This is a genomic window from Paragemmobacter kunshanensis (assembly GCF_011059185.1).
GTDB lineage: Bacteria > Pseudomonadota > Alphaproteobacteria > Rhodobacterales > Rhodobacteraceae > Paragemmobacter > Paragemmobacter kunshanensis.
The window spans coordinates 152,356-170,332 of the sequence record NZ_JAALFE010000001.1; the positions used below are offsets into that span (position 1 = coordinate 152,356).

The window sequence follows — 17,977 nt, forward strand, 5'->3', positions numbered from 1 at the left end:
GGCGAAAGCGCATGATCACCCGCGACCATCAGAAGGGCGATGCCGCCAGCACCGCCGTCTATTCCCCCTGCGAAGGCTATCGCTATCTGCTGACCCGAGTCTGGAACCCGTCCGGCCCCAGGGCGCTCTTCGTCATGCTCAACCCTTCCACCGCGACCGAATTCCAGAACGACCCCACCGTCGAACGCTGCGAACGCCGCGCCCGCGCGCTGGGTTTCGGCGCTTTCCGCGTCACCAACATCTTCGCCTATCGCGCCACCGATCCCCGCGTGATGCGCGCGCAGGCCGATCCCGTCGGCCCCGGCAATGATGCCGCCATCCGCGACAGCGCCACGGACTGGGCCGACCGCATCATCTGCGCCTGGGGCACCCACGGCGCCCATCTGGACAGGGGCGCGCAGGTCGAATCGCTGCTGCGCGCCACGGGCAGGCCGCTTTTCACCCTTGGCCTGTCCAAGGGCGGCCATCCGAAGCACCCGCTCTACATCGCCTATGACCAGCAGCCAGAGCCGTGGACATGACCGACATCACAGGCTTTACCCGCCGCCAGATCGCCCTGCCCGGCATCACCCTTTCGGTGCAGGAGGCAGGCGCAGGCCGCCCCCTGATCCTGTTGCACGGCTTTCCCGAAAACGGCCTTTGCTGGGCCAAGGTCGCCCCCGACCTGTCGCAGGCCTTCCGTGTGATCATCCCCGATCTGCGCGGCTATGGCCAAAGCGATGCGCCCCCCGACGATGCCTCCCACGATGCCTATTCCAAACGTCGCATGGCCGCCGACATCCTCGCCCTGATGGATCACCTTTGCCTGCCCGCCGCGCATATCCTGGGCCATGACCGGGGCGCGCGGGTCGCCTATCGCCTGGCGCTGGATCATCCTGCGCGCGTCCTGCGCTTGGGCATCATCGAGATCGCCCCCACCGCGGAATACTGGGATGCCTGGGGATATGACCTTGCCCTGTCGGCATGGCACTGGACCTTCCTCGCCCAACCCGCCCCCGTGCCGGAACGCATGATCGCCGCCGATCCCGTGGCCTGGCTGGATCACACCCTGCGCGGCTGGACCCTTGCGAAATCGCTTGATTGCTTCCCGCCCGCATCGCTTGCTGCCTATCGGCTGCAAGCCACCGATCCTGCCCGTATTCACGCCATGTGCGCGGATTACCGCGCCGGGGCGACCACGGACCGCGCGCATGATCTGGCCGACCGCGCCGCAGGCCGGCGCATCACCGCCCCGCTGCATTTCCTGTGGGGGCGGCACGGTTTCCCCGCGCGGACGGGCGACCCCGCCGCCATTTGGCGGCGCTGGGCGGAACAGGTGACGGACATGTCCTGCGACTCCGGCCATTTCGTGATGGAGGAAAACCCCCAGGCCGTGCTGGACGCATTCCTGCCCTTCTTCGGCAGCGATCAGACCGCGCGCAGTTGAAGATCCTCCAGCGTCAGCCCGGCTCCATTGCTGACCCGGGCCAGAACCTGACCATCGAGCAGGATCAGCGCATCCCCGCCCTCGATCTGCAATGAAACCTCGGGCGGCTCGCCTGATGCATCCGCTTCGAAGACGACGACGATCTGATCCTCTGCCGCGTTGTAATCGGCAATGACCGAACTGCCGGGGGTCATGACTTCGAATATGTCCCTGCCCGCATCGCCCGTGGCATAGGTGTCATCGGACAGGCGCAGCAGATCATCCCCCTCGCCTGCATTCACGTAATCCTGCCCCGGCCCGCCCTCCAGCGTGTCATTGCCCGCGCCGCCGTCCAGCGTGTCATTGCCTGCGCCGCCGCTCAGACTGTCGTCGCCTTCGCCGCCTGCCAGCCAATCCGCACCCGCGGCACCCCGCTGGACATCATTCCCATCACCGCCCAACAGGGAATCATCGCCCGATCCGCCTGCCAGAAGGTCATCGCCCGCACCCCCGGACAGATAGTCATCGCCCGCGCCACCGCGCAGGACATCATCTCCGGCATCGCCGCGCAGGCTGTCATCGCCGACCCGGCCTAGCAGCCTGTCATCCCCGGCCTCGCCGCTCGCCTCGTCATCGCCGGATCCGGCATGTATCCGGTCTGCACCGTCACCCCCGGCCATCTGGTCTCCCGACGGGCCGCCGCGCATCAGATCATTGCCGCCACCACCGTTCAGCACATCACTGCCGGATGTCCCATAGATCACCTGATCGGGGTCCACCGGATCGGGCAGGTCGTCGCTTATGGGCATTCCATCCGGGTTGGTTTCGCCAAAGGTCTGCGCGATCAGGTCCGCCGTCGCGCCCTCATCCGGCGCGGGATCGTCTGCGGCATCTTCGGGAAGATCGGCCTCGTCCTCATCCTCTGCGGAGTTCGTAACAGCGTCCGCTGCCATTCCGGCGACAAGAAATCCCAGCAGACCGAGCAATCCGAACATCAGGCCACCCCTTACACAGAACCCACGGGAACAAGGGTCACCACGCCTTGCCCAGGAAGATCATGCCAGAAATCGCACCCTTTCTCCAGCATCGAGGCCCTTGTCACAGCGGAAAATACGCAATCTGGTTAACCGGGACAGGCTTTCCCGCTTCCCTTTCCCGCCGTTTTGCCGTAACTGCCGCCATCCTTCGCGGTCAGCCGACTCGCGCGGGTTCATTCGGCCCTGCTGGACGACATCCCGGCTCGTGCCTTCACCCTCTGGCTACAGGAGATATCCGATGTCGATCACCGTTGAAGAAAAGGCCCGCCTGATCAAGGACTATGCCACCAAGGAAGGCGACACCGGTTCGCCCGAGGTGCAGGTCGCGATCCTGTCGTCGCGCATCGCGACGCTGACCGAGCATTTCAAGACCCACAAGAAGGACAACCATTCGCGCCGTGGCCTTCTGATGCTGGTCGCCCAGCGCCGCAAGCTGCTGGACTATCTCAAGGCCAAGGACGAGGGCCGCTATGCGACCCTGATCTCGCGCCTCGGCCTGCGCCGCTGATCCGGCGAAGACCGCGCTGACAGGAACGCCCGCGACCGCCATGGTCGCGGGCGTTCTTCTTTCGGCCGGGCGATTTCTGACGCAGAAATCGCTGCGGAATTTGACGCAAATTCCGCCGATCCCCCGCAGCGCGACGGCAGGGGCCCGGTTTCTGCGTCAGAAACCGGCGCGAAGTTTGCGTCAAACTTCGCCTTCCCCGGCTTCGGCCACTACGTCCTTTCCAAACCCCCGCTTTTCCTGTATGCGCCGCCCCATCTGCGACGTGAGGCCATGCCCCCGGCCACATGCGAAGGATAGGGGGCGGCGGCAATGGGGCCGCCATGCAAACGGGGGGCCGGCAGGGGCCGTGATCCCTCAGATAGGATCCGCTGATGTTCAACGTTATCAAGAAATCCATCCAGTGGGGCGGTGAGACGCTCACGCTGGAAACCGGGAAGGTTGCCCGTCAGGCCGACGGCACCGTGATCGCCACGCTGGGCGAAACCTCGGTCATGGCCAACGTGACATTCGCCAAGCAGGCGAAACCGGGGCAGGACTTCTTCCCCCTGACCGTCCATTATCAGGAAAAATACTATGCCGCCGGCAAGATTCCAGGCGGCTTCTTCAAGCGCGAAGCGCGTCCCTCTGAGAAGGAAACGCTGACGTCGCGTCTGATCGACCGTCCCTGCCGCCCGCTGTTTGTCGATGGCTTCAAGAACGAAGTCCTCGTCATGGCGACCGTGCTGTCCCACGACCTGCACAACGAACCCGACATCGTGGCAATGATCGCGGCCTCTGCTGCGCTGACCATTTCGGGCGTGCCCTTCATGGGCCCCATCGGGGCTGCCCGCGTCGGCTTCTCGAACGGCGAATATGTGCTGAACCCGTCGGTCGACGATCTGCAGAACCTGCGGAACAACCCTGACCAGCGCCTCGACCTCGTCATCGCGGGCACCAAGGACGCCGTGATGATGGTGGAATCGGAAGCCTATGAGCTGACCGAAGCCGAGATGCTCGGCGCCGTGAAGTTCGGCCATGCCGCCATGCAGCCGGTGATCGACCTGATCATCGACCTGGCCGAAGACGCCGCGAAGGAACCTTTCGACTTCTCGCCCCCGGATTACTCGGCGCTTTACGCCCGTGTGAAGGCCGCCGGCGAAACCCAGATGCGCGCCGCCTTCGCGATCAAGGACAAGCAGGACCGCACCAACGCGATCTCTGCCGCCGTGGACGCGATCAAGGCCGCGCTGTCGGAAGAAGACAACGCCGACATCAATCTCGGCTCGGCGATCAAGAAGCTGGAATCGTCCATCCTGCGCGGTGACATCATCAACGGTGGCGCGCGCATCGACGGGCGCGACAACAAGACCGTGCGTCCGATCGTGTCGGAAACCGGCGTCCTGCCGCGCACCCACGGCTCGGCCCTGTTCACCCGCGGTGAAACGCAGGCGCTGGTCGTGACGACGCTTGGCACCGGCGAGGATGAGCAGATCATCGACGCGCTGCACGGCAACAGCCGCTCCAACTTCCTGCTGCACTACAACTTCCCGCCCTATTCGGTGGGCGAAGTGGGCCGCGTGGGCTCCCCCGGACGTCGCGAGATCGGCCACGGCAAACTGGCATGGCGCGCGCTTCAGGCCGTGCTGCCTGCACCGACCGACTTCCCCTACACCATCCGCGTGGTGTCGGAGATCACGGAATCGAACGGGTCCTCCTCGATGGCCTCCGTCTGCGGCGGATCGCTGTCGATGATGGATGCGGGCGTTCCGCTGAAAGCCCCGGTCGCGGGCGTGGCCATGGGCCTGATCCTCGAAGACGATGGCCGCTGGGCCGTGCTGACCGACATCCTCGGCGACGAGGATCACCTCGGCGACATGGACTTCAAGGTTGCGGGCACCGAAAACGGCATTACCTCGCTGCAGATGGACATCAAGGTTGCCGGGATCACCCCGGAAATCATGGAACAGGCGCTGGCACAGGCCAAGGACGGCCGCATGCACATCCTGGGCGAGATGAACAAGGCGCTGTCGGCCCCGCAGGGCTTCAGCGAATACGCGCCCAAGATCGAAACCCTGCAGATCCCCACCGACAAGATCCGCGAAGTGATCGGCTCGGGCGGCAAGGTCATCCGCGAGATCGTGGAAACCTCGGGTGCCAAGGTCGACATCAACGATGACGGCATCATCAAGATCGCCTCGTCCTCGGCCGATGCGATCAAGCGCGCCTATGACATGATCTGGTCGATCGTCGCCGAACCCGAGGAAGGCCATATCTACACCGGCCGCGTGGTGAAGCTGGTCGATTTCGGCGCCTTCGTGAACTTCTTCGGCAAGCGCGACGGTCTGGTCCATGTGTCCCAGATCGCCAACAAGCGCCTGAACCACCCGAACGAGGTGCTGAAGGAAGGCCAGGAAGTGAAGGTCAAGCTTCTGGGCTTCGACGACCGCGGCAAGGTCCGGCTCGGCATGAAGATGGTCGATCAGGAAACCGGCGAAGAGATCGTCGAGAAGAAGGGCGAAGACGCCGAGGCGTGATCGCCTTCGACTGCACCAAGAAGGCCCCGGCAGTATTGCCGGGGCCTTTCCTTTTCCTGCCACCCGCTGCGCTGCACGGTTTTCAAGGCCCGCGTGACCTGCTACCCCACCCGCCAAGGAAAGGGCGAATGATGCAGGGCAACTGGCGGTCGGTCACGGCGGCGGAACAATCCACGCAGGATGCGGATGCATCCCTTCCCTTCGGCCATTTCGCCCCGAACCCGCTGCAACGCGCGCTCATCGCGCTTTGCCGCGCGACAGTCCTGAAACGCGGCGTCTTCCGTGGCACGATGACCCGCCTGATCCTGGCCCTCGGGCGTGGCACGCTGGACATCCGCTTCCGTGGCGCGGCCTACCGCATCCGGGGCGAACAGAACCTCATCGAATACGGCCTGCTGCTGGTGCCCAGCTATAACGGGCAGGATATCGACTTCCTGCTTGATGATGCGCCGCCCGATGCCTGCTTTGTCGATCTGGGCTGCAATATCGGCCTCTATTCCCTGCCCCTTGCCGTTGCCCGCCCGCAGGGCCGCGTCCTTTCCATCGACGCCAATCCCAAGATGATCGCCCGCATCCACTGGAACGCAATGGCAACCGGCCTTGCCAACCTTACCCCCATCCATGCTGCCGTCTCCGACAGCGACGGTCGCGGCGATCTGGTGATCCGCAAGGACGATGTCGCCATCGTCGCCGTGCAGGAAAGCGCGGGCGGGGAGATGCCGATCCGCACCCTCGCCTCTCTGCTGGCAGAGGCAGGTTTCACGGCCATCCATGGCCTGAAGATCGACATCGAGGGCCATGAGGACCGCGCCCTTGTCCCGTTCCTCGATACCTGCCCGCCCGCGATGAGGCCGCGCCGCATCGTCATCGAACATCCCGAACCGCAGGCCGATTACCCCGGCTGCACCGCCGCCTTTGCCCGCCACGGCTATCGGCTGGTGGGGCGCAACCGGAACAACTCGCTTTACGCCCTCGCCCCATGATCGCCCCCGATGACCAACCCGCCATCGCGGTGATCCCCTATCTGGAACGCCTGCCCGAAGGCCTGCCGAACCTGCCGCTCGACCGGCTGGATTGGCCGCTGGGCCGCCCGGCCCGCCTGGCCCAAGGCACAGTGGCCGACATGGCCGCAACCGACCACCTGATCACCTACCCCAAGACGCGCCTCTACCTTGCGCCCAGGGGCCGCCGCAAGGCGCGGCTTTCCCTGATGATCGTGGAACCCGACGCCGTCCATGCCAAGCATCTGCGCCTTGCCCGCCTGCTTCATCGCCGCTTCTTCCGGGTGCTGACCAAGAATTCCGGCCTGCTGGCCGCCATCCCGAACGGGGCCAGGTTCATCGCGGGCTTTTCCTTCGTCGCCCCCAGCGACGAAATCGCGGCCGAAAAGACGCGGATGACCTCCATCATCGCATCGGCCAAGCGCATCTACGAAGGCCACCGCCTGCGCCACGCCGTGATCGACGAAGCCCGGGCCCTTGGCCTCCCGCTCGAAGTCATGGGCCGCGGCTACCGCCCGATCGAGGACAAGACCGAGGGCCTCGCCCCCTATCGCTATACCGTGGTGATCGAGAATTCGCGCGAACCCTCCTATATCACCGAAAAGCTGATCGACGCGTTGCGCTGCCGCTCTGTCCCCATCTATTGGGGCGCGCCGGACGCAGGCACGATCTTCGATCCGGCGGGCCTGATCGAATGCACCACGCGCGACGACATCCTCGCCGCCCTGCGCCATGCCTCGGCGGAAGACTACGACCGCCGCCGCCCCGCCATCGAGGCAAACGCCCGCCTTGCCGACCACTATGCCGATATGCACCGTCGCGCGGCCGAGATCATCCGGAACGCCACCTAGATCCGCACCCACTCTGCCGGGCAGATATCCGGGTTGCTCAGCCCCGGGTCGGCAAACCAGCGCGCAGGTGCCACCACGACCTTGTCGGGCGACGGGTTGCGCCACGCGCCCCACCAGGAAAAGCTGGAATTCGCGATGATATGGTGCCGGCAGGCCCCCATCAGGCGCAGATCCTCCACCGCCGCCGATGCGGCGTTGTGGTCCAGAACCACCATCTCAGCCCCCGGCCGCAGATTCTCGCGCGCCCAGGCCGGATCGTCGGAAAAGACGTAAAGCAGCGGCTCTATCCCGGCGCGTGCGCGGATCGTCTCGACCGCCCGCGCGTAATAGGCGGCGTCGCAGGTGCCATGCACCGCCGCCCCCTTGACCGACCCCACGTAATCCCCCCGCCGCACATGCAGCGAAACCGCCCGCGGATCCGCAGCGATCCGGTCCAGCCAGCGCGCATTTTCACCCGCGGGCGCGACAAGGATACTCAGATCATCACGGATCACCGCCGCCTGATCGAGGAAATAGCCCTCGCTCTGGAAATAACCGTGCAGATAACTGTCATCCGGGGCGGCCAGAACGGCGGGGTTCACCCCCAGCCCGCGTTCACGCAGAAAGCGCGGGCGCATCAGCCCGGCCCGCCACAGCGCATAGGGGATGATCCGGCTGCGCGCGGGGGGCAACCCCGCCCCTTCCCCGATCCGGGCCGCTACGGCAAACCGATCAAGCCCATAGACCGCATGCGCCGCCCCACGCGCCAGTTCGCGCGTGTCCAGCACCACCTCCACCCCATGTCGCAAGGCCACCGCCCGCGCGCAGGCGTACTGGAACAACTGGTTCCCAAGCCCCCCGACTAGGCGCACATAGATCATGCCGCGTCCCCCGATCCGCGATCAGGCCGCAACATACCAGTCATCGAACTGCGACGCCTCTTCAAGAACCCGGCGATAGCCGTTCTTCGTCAGCAGCGCATGGATCCGCTCGCGGTTCTCGGTGAAATTGTGTTCCACGGCGATGCAGCCAAAACGGTAAAGGCTGAAATCGAAGGCCTGCAGGATGTCGAACTCCGACCCTTCGGTATCTATCGACAGGAAATCGATCTCGCGCGGTGCCCCATGGCGGGCCAACATGTCGGCCAGCGAGACGGTCCTCACCTGATAGCTCGTCGCATTCTTCCGGCGCCCGCGATGCAGGTCGCCATCGCCATGCTCGGCAACTGTCGACAGCACCGCCGCGCTGACCTCCAGAAACTCAAGGCTGTCCCCGGTCGTCTTCCAGACACAGTCCGTTTCGATGATCGCAGAACGGTTCGCCCGCAGGGCGCTGTGCCAGACCCGCGCCGGTTCTGCCAGAATTCCGGTCCAGCCGAACTGCTTCTCCAGAAGCCAGCTATTGCTCAACTCCTCGCCATTCGTGGCTCCGAATTCCACGAAGAAGCCGCCCTTCTTTCCACCCGATACCGCATATGCAAACAGATCCTGATGCAGTTGCGCGCGCGATTGGTCCAGATAGGACAAGACCATCGCAGCCGCCGCCGGATCAAGTGCCTTCAGAAAGGCAAGGCTGGCGTGGTCGCGCTCATAGGATTTCAGGCGGTCAAAGCGGGAATAGGAAGTTACCCGCAAATCCAGCTTGCGAAACGCATCCTTGATCGCGGTCTCGACCTTTTTCAGCATTCTGCCCCGTCCATCACCAGTTCCGCCCTCCCGCACATACCCCCATTGGACGATGGGGGCGAGTCCCCGCCATCAATCGCAACACCGAAGCGGGCGTTTTTGCCTGCCCCCATGCGCCGTGGCATGCTAAAGGGCGCCACGCTCATCGGCCCGAGGTTTTCCATGTATCTGATCCGGCACCACCTTCTGCGCCTGCAAACCTTGCGGGGCAAGACGATCGTGCATGTCGGGGCGCATCGCGGGCAAGAGGCGGCAGAGTATCAGAAATGGGGTGCCGCCCGCGTGATCTGGATCGAGGCCGATCCCGAAACGGCCCGTGGCCTGCGGCAGCATCTGGCCGCCCTGCCAGGCCATCCGCAGGGATGGCTGCAGCGCCTGTTTGGCTTTCCCGCCACCGAACATCGCGTGATCGAAGCCCTGATCGGCGACGAAGACGGCAAGCTGACCGATTTTCACGTCTTCTCGAACGATGGGGAATCCAGTTCCATCTTCCGCAAGGCCGCCGATGCGGATGCCCGCCATGCCGCCATCGTGGAAACCGGCAAGGTGCGCCAGCTTGCCATGCGAAGCCTTGACCGCCTTCTGCCGGAGAATGGCATCGCCCTCGACAGTGTCGATATCCTGGTCCTCGATGTGCAGGGGGCCGAACTTCTGTGTCTGCGCGGCGCGAGCGACCTCCTGTCCCGGATCACCATGCTGGAATCCGAAGTTGCGACCACAGCCTGGTATGAAGGTGGCGTCCTACTGCCCGAACTGGATGCCTGGCTGGCGGGCAAGGGATTCAGGCGTCGCACGCGCGTCCGCCGATCCATGATGAACGCCGTCTATACGCGCTGACCCATCCGCGCCCGCGCCTCGGCCACATGCGCGCGGATCGCGCGGCGATAGGCGGCGCGGTGCCAGCTCTTGGCGACCTGCCCCCACAAGGCCACGCCCTTCTTCTGGATCGTCGTGCCCCCCACCGCCGCCGTATCGTCGCGCACACCCGAAGGGTCCACGCACAGGATCCGCTGCCCCGTCACGCCCAGCAGTTGCACCACGCCGTCCACCGGCCGATCAAAACGCTCTGTCACCGCCAGCATCCGCGCCGCCGCCTCGGCCCCGATCAGCTGTGCCGAAAGCCGCACAGGCGGAATTTCCGGCTCCACGACGCGAAACCCCTCTGCCTCATGGATCAGCGCGCCGGCAACGGGCCGGGTCTGGAACTCCACCCAATCGCCCCGCCCCATCCAGCCCAGCACCGCCTCAACCGCGCGCGGAAACACATCCGCATCCAGCACCACGTCATCCTCGAACACCAGCCCGGCATCGGCGCCGCTGTCGATGATCGCCTGCCATGCCTTCCGATGGCTCAGGAAACAGCCGATCTCGCCCCGGCTGATCGCAAAGGGATAGCGCGGTTCCAGCAGATCATGCGGCTGATAGACGGCGCGGAGCGTCCCCTCATCCAGCGCTGCGCCATCCACCGCGTCGATCACCTGCACCGGCACGGGCGACAGCCGCTGCAGCGCTGCCACATGCCCGCGCCGCCCTTCCGCCCGCGCCAGATGGATCACGAAACCCACGGCCTGCATCGCTCAGGCCCCGCGCAGGCCGTCGGAATTCTGCAGAAACCAGCGATAGGTTTCCTCGATCCCGTCTCGCAGCCCCGTCCGCGCCCGCCAGCCCATCGCCGCCAGACGCGACACATCCATCAGCTTGCGCGGGGTTCCGTCAGGCTTCGTCGTGTCAAAGACCAGCCGGCCCTTGAACCCCGTCACCTCGGCCAGCAACTCGGCCAGGTCGCGGATCGAGACATCCTCACCCGTGCCAACGTTGATATGGCTCAGCATTGGCTGGGTGTTGGCTTCATAAACCGCGCGATCCAGGTTCATCACGAAAAGGCTCGCCTCGGCCATATCATCCACATGCAGGAACTCGCGTCGTGGCGTGCCGGTGCCCCAGACCACCACCTCATCCCGCCCCTCCTGCACTGCCTCATGGAAGCGGCGCATCATCGCGGGCATCACATGGCTGTTCGCCGGATGGAAATTGTCCCCCGGACCATAAAGGTTCGTCGGCATGACCGACCGGTAATCCGTCCCATGCTGCCGGTTATAGCTTTCGCACAGCTTGATCCCCGCGATCTTGGCAATCGCATAGGGCTCGTTCGTGGGTTCCAGCACGCCCGTCAGCAGCGCCTCCTCCGCCATGGGCTGCGCGACGGCGCGCGGATAGATGCAGGACGATCCCAGAAACAAGAGCCGCCGCACGCCGGCGGCAAAGCTCTGATGGATGACGTTGCATTCCATCATCAGGTTTTCATAAATGAAATCGGCCGGATAGGTGTTGTTGGCATGGATGCCCCCCACCTTGGCCGCCGCCAAAATCACCGCATCCGGCCGCTCGGCCTGCAGAAAACCGCGCACCGCCGCCTGATCCGTCAGGTCCAATTCGGCATGGGTCCGGGTGACCGTCGCCACCCCCTGCGCCTGCAACCTCCGCAGGATCGCGCTGCCCACCATGCCCCGATGGCCCGCCACATAGACCTTCATCCGTCTCTCCCTTCGCACCCGCCTCAGGCGCGGCGCACGGCGACGTAATTCGTCGTCGAAAAGAACTCGTCCCGCTCGCGATAACGCTGCAGCCGCTGCGGGCCAAGCGGCGTGATCCGATAAAGATCAAACCCCGCCTCGGTGAACAGATACCAGAAATCGCGGAAATAGGTCCGCGTGTCGATATTCGCCCCGCCGAATTCGAACTGTACCGCCCGAACCGAGGCCAAGGCCGCCCCAAACCCCTGAAGGGCCGCCAGTTCATGCCCTTCGATGTCGATCTTCACAAGGTCGATGGCCCGCCCGCCCAGCGTTTCGCGCCAGTAATCCTCGATCCGCAGGGTGCGGATCACCTCCTGCTCGGCGAAAGGAATACCCAGATGGTCCAGCTTCCGCATCGAAAGGCTGGTCAGCCCCGACCCCGGCGCGTTGGAATAGATCGGCGCCTCGCCAGCCTTGTCCGATACGGCGAAAGGCACCACCGTCACGCCCGACCCCGTCCCGAACCGCGCCTGCAGCTTGGCGATGTTCACCGTGGACGGCTCGAACAGATGCACCTCAAGCCCCGGAAACCGCGCTTTCAGCCCTGCCGAATACTCCCCGACGTTCCCGCCGATATCCAGGGCCAGCTTCGGCGCCCCGCCCGCCAGTCCGGCCAGCACCGCCACCTCGCGCGCGATGGAATGGGACCCGCTGCCCTTGCCCTGCAGCTTGCAGGCCAGCTTTTCCACCCCGGCCGCCAGCGCCAGCATCGCCCCCTTCATCGCTTACCCTTCCAGCGACACAGGCAGATCCAGCCCGTGTTCCTTCAACAGCCGATGCCGCCGCGCGGTCTTCAGATCCTCTGCCACCATCTCGCGGCACATCTGCTGCGCCGTGATCTGCGGCGTCCAACCCAGCTTTTCCTTTGCCTTGGTCGGATCGCCCAGCAATGTCTCCACCTCGGCGGGCCGGAAATAGCGCGGGTCGATCCGCAGCACCACTTGCCCCGGCTTCACCGCAGGCGCATGGTTCGACGTGACGCTATCCACCACCGCCACCTCATCCACGCCCGCCCCTTCGAAGCGCAGCCGGATACCCAGTTCCGCCGCACTCCACTGGATGAACTCCCGCACGGAATACTGCACCCCCGTCGCGATGACGAAATCTTCGGGCACGTCCTGCTGCAGCATCATCCACTGCATCCGCACGTAATCCTTCGCATGCCCCCAATCGCGCAGCGCGTCGATGTTGCCCATATAGAGGCAATCTTCCAAACCCTGCGCGATATTGGCCAAGCCCCGCGTGATCTTGCGCGTGACGAAGGTCTCGCCCCGCCGCGGGCTCTCATGGTTGAAGAGGATGCCGTTGCAGGCATAGATCCCATAGGCCTCGCGGTAATTCACCGTGATCCAATAGGCATACATCTTCGCCACCGCATAGGGGCTGCGCGGGTGGAACGGCGTGGTTTCGCGTTGCGGCACCTCCTGCACCAACCCGTAAAGCTCGGAGGTAGAGGCCTGATAGAACCGCGTCTTCTTCTCCAGCCCAAGAAAGCGGATCGCCTCCAGCAGGCGCAGCGTGCCGATCGCATCCACATCCGCCGTGTATTCCGGGGCCTCGAAACTCACCGCCACATGGCTCTGCGCGCCAAGGTTGTAAACCTCGTCCGGCTCCACCTCGCGCAGGATGCGCGTCAGGTTCGAGGTATCCGTCAGATCGCCGTAATGCAGCTTCAGCTTGGGGTTCGGATTGTGCGGATCCTGATAGATATGGTCGATCCGCCCCGTGTTGAACAGCGAGGCGCGCCGCTTGATCCCATGGACCTCATAGCCCTTCTCCAGCAGAAACTCTGCCAGATAGGAACCGTCCTGCCCGGTGATCCCGGTGATGAGTGCGCGTTTCATTCCATCCTGCTCCCGACATCGGTCCGACCCAAGATCACTCCCGCACCGTGATGGTCGAGATCTTGCCATTGATCTGCGCCCCGACAGCCAGACCGCGGCTCTTGTAAGGTTCGTATCCCCGTTCGTCCATCACCTCGATGGTGCGCGCTACATCATAAGCCACTCGCCGCAGATGGATCTCTCGTCCATCCAGGATCGCATAGGCTGCTCTGGGATCCCCGTCACGTGGCTGACCGACCGAGCCGGGGTTGCAAAACGTCTTGCCCCCCAAGCGGATACAGCACTGGACATGCGTATGCCCGGCAAACAGGATGCTGACGCCCTCGGGAAACAGTGCTTCGTCAACCTCGTAGATGTATTGGTCCACGGGGTCTTCCGGGCCACCATGCAGGAACAAAACGTCATCCCGTCGGATGGCGCCGAGGGACAGCTTCAGCCAGTCGATACTTTCAGCCGACAACCTGCTGCGATGGTCGTCGATGATTTCGGCGACGACCCGTGACCGTTCGCAGTTGCGACCGGTGGTGATATAGCTGTCGTGATTGCCCAGGATGTTGGGGATCCCGCGGCGCATCAAGAGCTGAACGCATTCCTCCGGCTCGGCGTTATAGCCGATCACATCACCAAGGCAGAGGATTTCGTCGCATCCCTGCGCGTCTATATCGGCCAGCACCGCCTCCAGCGCGGCGCGATTGGCATGGATGTCAGAAATGATCGCCATCATGGCGGACGAAATCCTCATTGTATCGCCAGGCCCGCCCTCCGCGCAGATGGACTTCGGTCAGAACGCGTCCGTGGCGCAGGTATTCCAACGACATCAATGCCTCGTTGAACCCGAACGCCGTGCGCAACGAACAACTGCTCGAAAAGCGGGGGTTGATCTCCAGGAGATAAGCGTTCTCGCCCTCCAGCCGAAACTGCAGGTTGGTCGGGCCAACGGGGACAAAATGGGTGGCGATGCGCAACGCCATCTCGCGGATCACCTCGTTTTCCACGACTTCCGCAAATCCCGTATGCCCCGCCCGTGCGAGGGTCCGGCGAAAGATGATCGGCCCCACCGGATCATCGGCGCCCTGCCCGAAAAGACCGACCGTGTACTCTTCGTCATCGCGCCCGACGATGCGCTGCAGCATCCAGTTGTCGCCGCTCTTGCGCGCCCAGTAGTCGAGATCGCCCGCATCCTGCAGCCGCACGATCCCTGCGGATCCTTCACCGCGACGGGGCTTCAGCAGGAATGGCGGTGCCCCCAGTGCATCGCAGGCTTCGTCCCAGTTGGTTGTCCGGATTGTCGGAATCGTCGGAAAGCCGGCCGCCGAAAGCGCCTCGCCGAAGATCTGCTTGTCGGCGCAGAGATCAATCAACTCGCGCCGGTTCAACATGATGGCACAGCCACCGCGCTGCAGATCTGGTGCAACGCTGCTCAAGAAGGCCACATCCACGCTCAGCCCCGGCAGCACGACATCAACCCGGTGCTGCTGCACCAGCCTTGCCCAGAACTCCAGGTATGCCGGATCCGTTTCGGCCATATCCGGCTTTTGCACGGCGATGTCGCAGAAGCTTCGCGCCAGATCCGTGATCCGACGATCGACCCCGACGATCCGTATTCCCTTGATGTGCCGCAGGGATCTCGCGATGCCCTGCCCGATCAAGGCGCCAATGCCGGTGACGACAACCGTTGAAGTGACAGTTTCAGTCAACAGCGTTCTCGATCTCGACCAGAAGTGCCACGCAAAGATCCGGAAAATCCACACCGACCTCCATCATTGCGCGCAGATTCGCCGCCATGTCGTCCAGCGAGCGCAGAACACTCAACGGCAGTGGCTTGAGATACATGCCCTCTTCATGGGTGATCCGATAGCCAGCAGCTTCGACATCGCGGCGCAGCGTGTCGCGGCAATAGTTCCGTTGATGCCCGAGCTTGTGATCGGTCGCATTCAATTCGTAGATATCGGGTATCATCCCCATGGCGAGGCCAAGTCTGCGGTTCATCGACTTGGCATTCGGCACGGCAACATAAACCCGCCCACCCGGCGCAAGCATGCTGCGGTAGCGGCGCAGGATCGCCACCGGATCATCCACATGCTCCAGCACAAAGCCCATCACGATGACATCAAATTGCTCACTGGGCGCATAATCCTCAAAATAACCCTGAACCAGTTCGCCCTTGTACCAAGGGTTCCTGCTGCGGAAATGATCAATGACGCGCTGCGATCCCTCGATGACATGATGATGGTCGGCCATGGGCACGAAATGTGGAACGGTATAGCCGTGACCCAGTCCCAACTCCAGAAGCCGGCCCACATGACCGATCCGCCGTTCAATTCGGCCCGGATACCAGTTCATGATCAGATCATTCTCGATCTCGACAGATGGTTCTGCCAGATACTTGTCGGCGACGGCATCAAGATCCAAAGGCGGTTACCCCTCGAGAAGATCAGTCAAGAAATATGCAGGGCAATTCCTGCCCGGCGCTTTGCGACAACTCGTCCATTGCCCGCCGCGCGATACGCGGGTTGAGCCCCACAAAGATCGCACTTACCACCCCGATCATCGCTGCCGGTGGCTGCACGCGCAATCCATTCACGACGCGCCCATGCAGAAAGCGGTTCTGATCCATGAACGCCACCACCCTGTCTGGCCGCTTCAGACATGTGCGGATGAAGTTGCCATAGATGCCGGCCCCGTAAATGGCGACAGACGATCCCTCTGGCAGGGCGGCTTCGGCCGCCTGTATCCGCGACTTGGCCGCCCCCCAGAAATCGACTAGTGCCGCGATCTCGTCGTGACTGATCTCCGCCAGCGCAGCCGGACCGGCCCCTTGCGCAAGATCTTCCTTTCTGCATGTCACGACAAAGGCCGCGGCATGGGCGTCGACGTCTATCTCGACCTGTCCGAAACCGGCCCGATGCAACATTGTCTGCAGTGATCTCTCACTGAAATGGTTCACATGATCTGCGACGATGAAGTCCGCAGCGTTGCGATAGACATTTGGCACGATGAAATATAGCGTCCCGCCGGGCCGGAGCAGATTGCGGAAATCCTCAAGCGCTGCCGTCAGGTTCGGGATATGCTCCAGCGCATAGAAGGACAGCACGACATCAAGCGTTCCTGCCCAAGCCGGGTCGACATGGTGCGCGGCAAACCTTGGATCGCCGGGAAATTTCTTCCAGAACTCCAGATATCGTTCCGTGACATCGAACAGGTAGGGCTGAACCCCGGGGCATGACTCGACCACCCGCCGCAGCGTCGCCCCTTTTGCGCAGCCGTAATCCAGCACCTTCAGCGGTCGTGTCAGATCCAGCTTCTGCATCAGGATTGTGGCCTGATGCTCTGACCGATAGATCTCGCGCCCGTCCCGGATCTCGTAGAGTTGGTCATCGTCCACGCCGTCGGCGTTGATGCTGTATTCCTCGGCATAATAGCGCTCGAGATCTGGCAGCGCGCGAGTCTGCAGGTGGCCGCAAACCGTACAGAGATGAACCGCCGTCTGCCCGGCAATCAGCGCATTCATTGTCGTGATGGACGCGGCCTCTTCGCCCGCAAAGATGGGCGCTCCAAGGCTTGTGCCGCAGACATTACACCACTGCATCATTCTGCGCTCACGAAATTGTCGGGGAAGATCGCCTCCACCTCGGTGCCAGCCGTGATCGACGCCCGCCAACCCACCTTCATTCCGATCGGGTCGCGGAAATTGAAGAAACGGCCCTGCACCGACCAGCGCGACCTGCCGGAAGTGTTATAGCCGGAGCCATGAATGGTCAGGAAATCCATGATCAGCAAATCGGTCGGATCGGTAAGTGGCGCAACATGTTCATAGCGCGCTACAACCGCATCTTCGTCGTGGATGCCAATCTGATAGGCACCGGCCTTTTCGGCATAAGTCGTGCCGCGAACATAGGTACACAGGCCGTCAAGGTTGGATCGCGGCAGAATGACGACCGGCCCAAGATCCGGCTTTATCGGCAGCAAAGGTGTCCAGAAGACGATGCCATCAATGCTCTGCGGCTGGAATACGAACTCCTGGTGCCAATGAGATCGGAACTTCTCTTCGTTCGGATTGTCGATCCTTATCCCATAGGACGCAGCACCAATCCCGGCGTGATCCGTACCCCGGATGTCACGGAAAAGCGCCTCGGCCTTTGGATGCGAGATCAGCCGCAGAAAGGATGGGATCTGCTTCACCAGATCATAGACCTCACCCGCGATCCTGCGGTTCGTCGCAAGCAGGGTGGGATAGCCGTCATCGAACCGCTCCGGGGAAAACTCCTCACGTGACAGGCTGATCCCATGGCGTTCGGCAACCAGTCCGATGATCCGGTGAATATCCCTCAGGATCGGCAGGATGTCCGTGTCGAAATCGTAAAAGCCCTTGATCAGCAGGTAGCCCTCTTTCGCGAAGAACTCCCGTTGTGCGTCTTCAATCATGTCCCACCCATTGTCTTTCCGGACCAGCCTGCCCTACTCGAAGGGGAGCGCGCCGCTCCGGGCGCACTCTAGTCAAGCCTCAACCGCAGTCCAAGGGCCTTTCCCCTCAACCGCATGGCGGCCGGCACCCTTAGGCAAACTCTATCGACCAGC

General features: G+C 63.4%; 19 protein-coding genes. 7 read left to right on the plus strand and 12 right to left on the minus strand.

The genetic code is table 11. The features are described 5' to 3' along the window. Positions 1-11 precede the first annotated feature (11 nt). Both G5V65_RS00875 and G5V65_RS00880 read left to right on the plus strand, forming a co-directional pair. On the plus strand, positions 12-521 hold the full coding sequence (locus tag G5V65_RS00875) for a DUF1643 domain-containing protein (protein WP_165046532.1): 510 nt from the start codon (positions 12-14) through the stop codon (positions 519-521). Further along, positions 518-1,426, plus strand: coding sequence for an alpha/beta fold hydrolase (locus tag G5V65_RS00880; protein WP_165046533.1), 909 nt, complete (start codon positions 518-520; stop codon positions 1,424-1,426). The genes G5V65_RS00875 and G5V65_RS00880 overlap by 4 nt, the downstream gene beginning before the upstream one ends. Here G5V65_RS00880 and G5V65_RS00885 read toward each other — a convergent pair. Next, on the minus strand, positions 1,408-2,400 hold the full coding sequence (locus tag G5V65_RS00885; protein WP_165046534.1) for a calcium-binding protein: 993 nt from the start codon (positions 2,398-2,400) through the stop codon (positions 1,408-1,410). The genes G5V65_RS00880 and G5V65_RS00885 overlap by 19 nt on opposite strands. A gap of 280 nt (positions 2,401-2,680) precedes the next feature. Between G5V65_RS00885 and rpsO the strand changes: the two genes are divergently transcribed. The 4 genes from rpsO (at position 2,681) to G5V65_RS00905 (ending at position 7,315) form a co-directional block, all read left to right on the plus strand. Beyond that, positions 2,681-2,950, plus strand: a complete 270-nt coding sequence (gene rpsO, locus G5V65_RS00890) for a 30S ribosomal protein S15 (RefSeq protein WP_165046535.1) — start codon at positions 2,681-2,683, stop codon at positions 2,948-2,950. A 371-nt stretch (positions 2,951-3,321) separates the two neighbouring features. Then, on the plus strand, positions 3,322-5,463 hold the full coding sequence (pnp, locus tag G5V65_RS00895; protein ID WP_165046536.1) for a polyribonucleotide nucleotidyltransferase: 2,142 nt from the start codon (positions 3,322-3,324) through the stop codon (positions 5,461-5,463). 128 nt (positions 5,464-5,591) lie between these two features. Next, positions 5,592-6,446 (plus strand): FkbM family methyltransferase, encoded by an 855-nt coding sequence (locus G5V65_RS00900; protein WP_165046537.1) that lies wholly within the window; start codon positions 5,592-5,594, stop codon positions 6,444-6,446. After that, positions 6,443-7,315 (plus strand): glycosyltransferase family 10 domain-containing protein, encoded by an 873-nt coding sequence (locus tag G5V65_RS00905; protein WP_165046538.1) that lies wholly within the window; start codon positions 6,443-6,445, stop codon positions 7,313-7,315. Before G5V65_RS00900 ends, G5V65_RS00905 begins: the two co-directional genes overlap by 4 nt. Here the strand turns inward: G5V65_RS00905 and G5V65_RS00910 are convergent. Further along, positions 7,312-8,175: an alpha-1,2-fucosyltransferase gene (locus G5V65_RS00910; RefSeq protein WP_165046539.1), complete on the minus strand. Its 864-nt coding sequence runs from the start codon at positions 8,173-8,175 to the stop codon at positions 7,312-7,314. The two genes, G5V65_RS00905 and G5V65_RS00910, sit on opposite strands and share 4 nt — an antisense overlap. A 21-nt stretch (positions 8,176-8,196) precedes the next feature. Continuing rightward, complete coding sequence (locus tag G5V65_RS00915) at positions 8,197-8,979, minus strand: FkbM family methyltransferase (RefSeq protein WP_165046540.1); 783 nt, start codon at positions 8,977-8,979, stop codon at positions 8,197-8,199. 123 nt (positions 8,980-9,102) lie between these two features. Here G5V65_RS00915 and G5V65_RS00920 point away from each other — a divergent pair, with 123 nt between their 5' ends. Further along, a complete protein-coding gene (locus tag G5V65_RS00920; protein ID WP_165046541.1) occupies positions 9,103-9,816 on the plus strand; it encodes an FkbM family methyltransferase in 714 nt (237 codons plus the stop codon). On the opposite strand, the gene G5V65_RS00925 is transcribed toward G5V65_RS00920, so the two are convergent. The 9 genes from G5V65_RS00925 to G5V65_RS00965 are packed head-to-tail and all read right to left on the minus strand — an operon-like array spanning position 9,804 to position 17,824. Further along, on the minus strand, positions 9,804-10,553 hold the full coding sequence (locus G5V65_RS00925; RefSeq protein WP_165046542.1) for a glycosyltransferase family 25 protein: 750 nt from the start codon (positions 10,551-10,553) through the stop codon (positions 9,804-9,806). The genes G5V65_RS00920 and G5V65_RS00925 overlap by 13 nt on opposite strands. A 3-nt stretch (positions 10,554-10,556) precedes the next feature. Beyond that, complete coding sequence (gene fcl, locus G5V65_RS00930) at positions 10,557-11,513, minus strand: GDP-L-fucose synthase (protein ID WP_165046543.1); 957 nt, start codon at positions 11,511-11,513, stop codon at positions 10,557-10,559. Positions 11,514-11,536: 23 nt separating this feature from the next. Beyond that, complete coding sequence (locus G5V65_RS00935) at positions 11,537-12,277, minus strand: FkbM family methyltransferase (RefSeq protein ID WP_165046544.1); 741 nt, start codon at positions 12,275-12,277, stop codon at positions 11,537-11,539. A gap of 3 nt (positions 12,278-12,280) precedes the next feature. Further along, on the minus strand, positions 12,281-13,399 hold the full coding sequence (gene gmd / locus G5V65_RS00940) for a GDP-mannose 4,6-dehydratase (RefSeq protein ID WP_165046545.1): 1,119 nt from the start codon (positions 13,397-13,399) through the stop codon (positions 12,281-12,283). Between the two features lie 34 nt (positions 13,400-13,433). Beyond that, complete coding sequence (locus G5V65_RS00945; protein WP_165046546.1) at positions 13,434-14,123, minus strand: metallophosphoesterase family protein; 690 nt, start codon at positions 14,121-14,123, stop codon at positions 13,434-13,436. After that, positions 14,104-15,096, minus strand: a complete 993-nt coding sequence (locus G5V65_RS00950) for an ATP-grasp domain-containing protein (protein WP_165046547.1) — start codon at positions 15,094-15,096, stop codon at positions 14,104-14,106. The genes G5V65_RS00945 and G5V65_RS00950 overlap by 20 nt, the downstream gene beginning before the upstream one ends. Continuing rightward, positions 15,089-15,811, minus strand: coding sequence for a class I SAM-dependent methyltransferase (locus G5V65_RS00955; protein WP_206526610.1), 723 nt, complete (start codon positions 15,809-15,811; stop codon positions 15,089-15,091). The genes G5V65_RS00950 and G5V65_RS00955 overlap by 8 nt, the downstream gene beginning before the upstream one ends. 22 nt (positions 15,812-15,833) lie before the next feature. After that, positions 15,834-17,060 (minus strand): class I SAM-dependent methyltransferase, encoded by a 1,227-nt coding sequence (locus tag G5V65_RS00960; protein ID WP_165046548.1) that lies wholly within the window; start codon positions 17,058-17,060, stop codon positions 15,834-15,836. Next, entirely contained in the window at positions 16,988-17,824 is an 837-nt protein-coding gene (locus G5V65_RS00965) for a phytanoyl-CoA dioxygenase family protein (protein ID WP_165046549.1), read from the minus strand. The genes G5V65_RS00960 and G5V65_RS00965 overlap by 73 nt, the downstream gene beginning before the upstream one ends. Positions 17,825-17,977 lie beyond the last annotated feature (153 nt).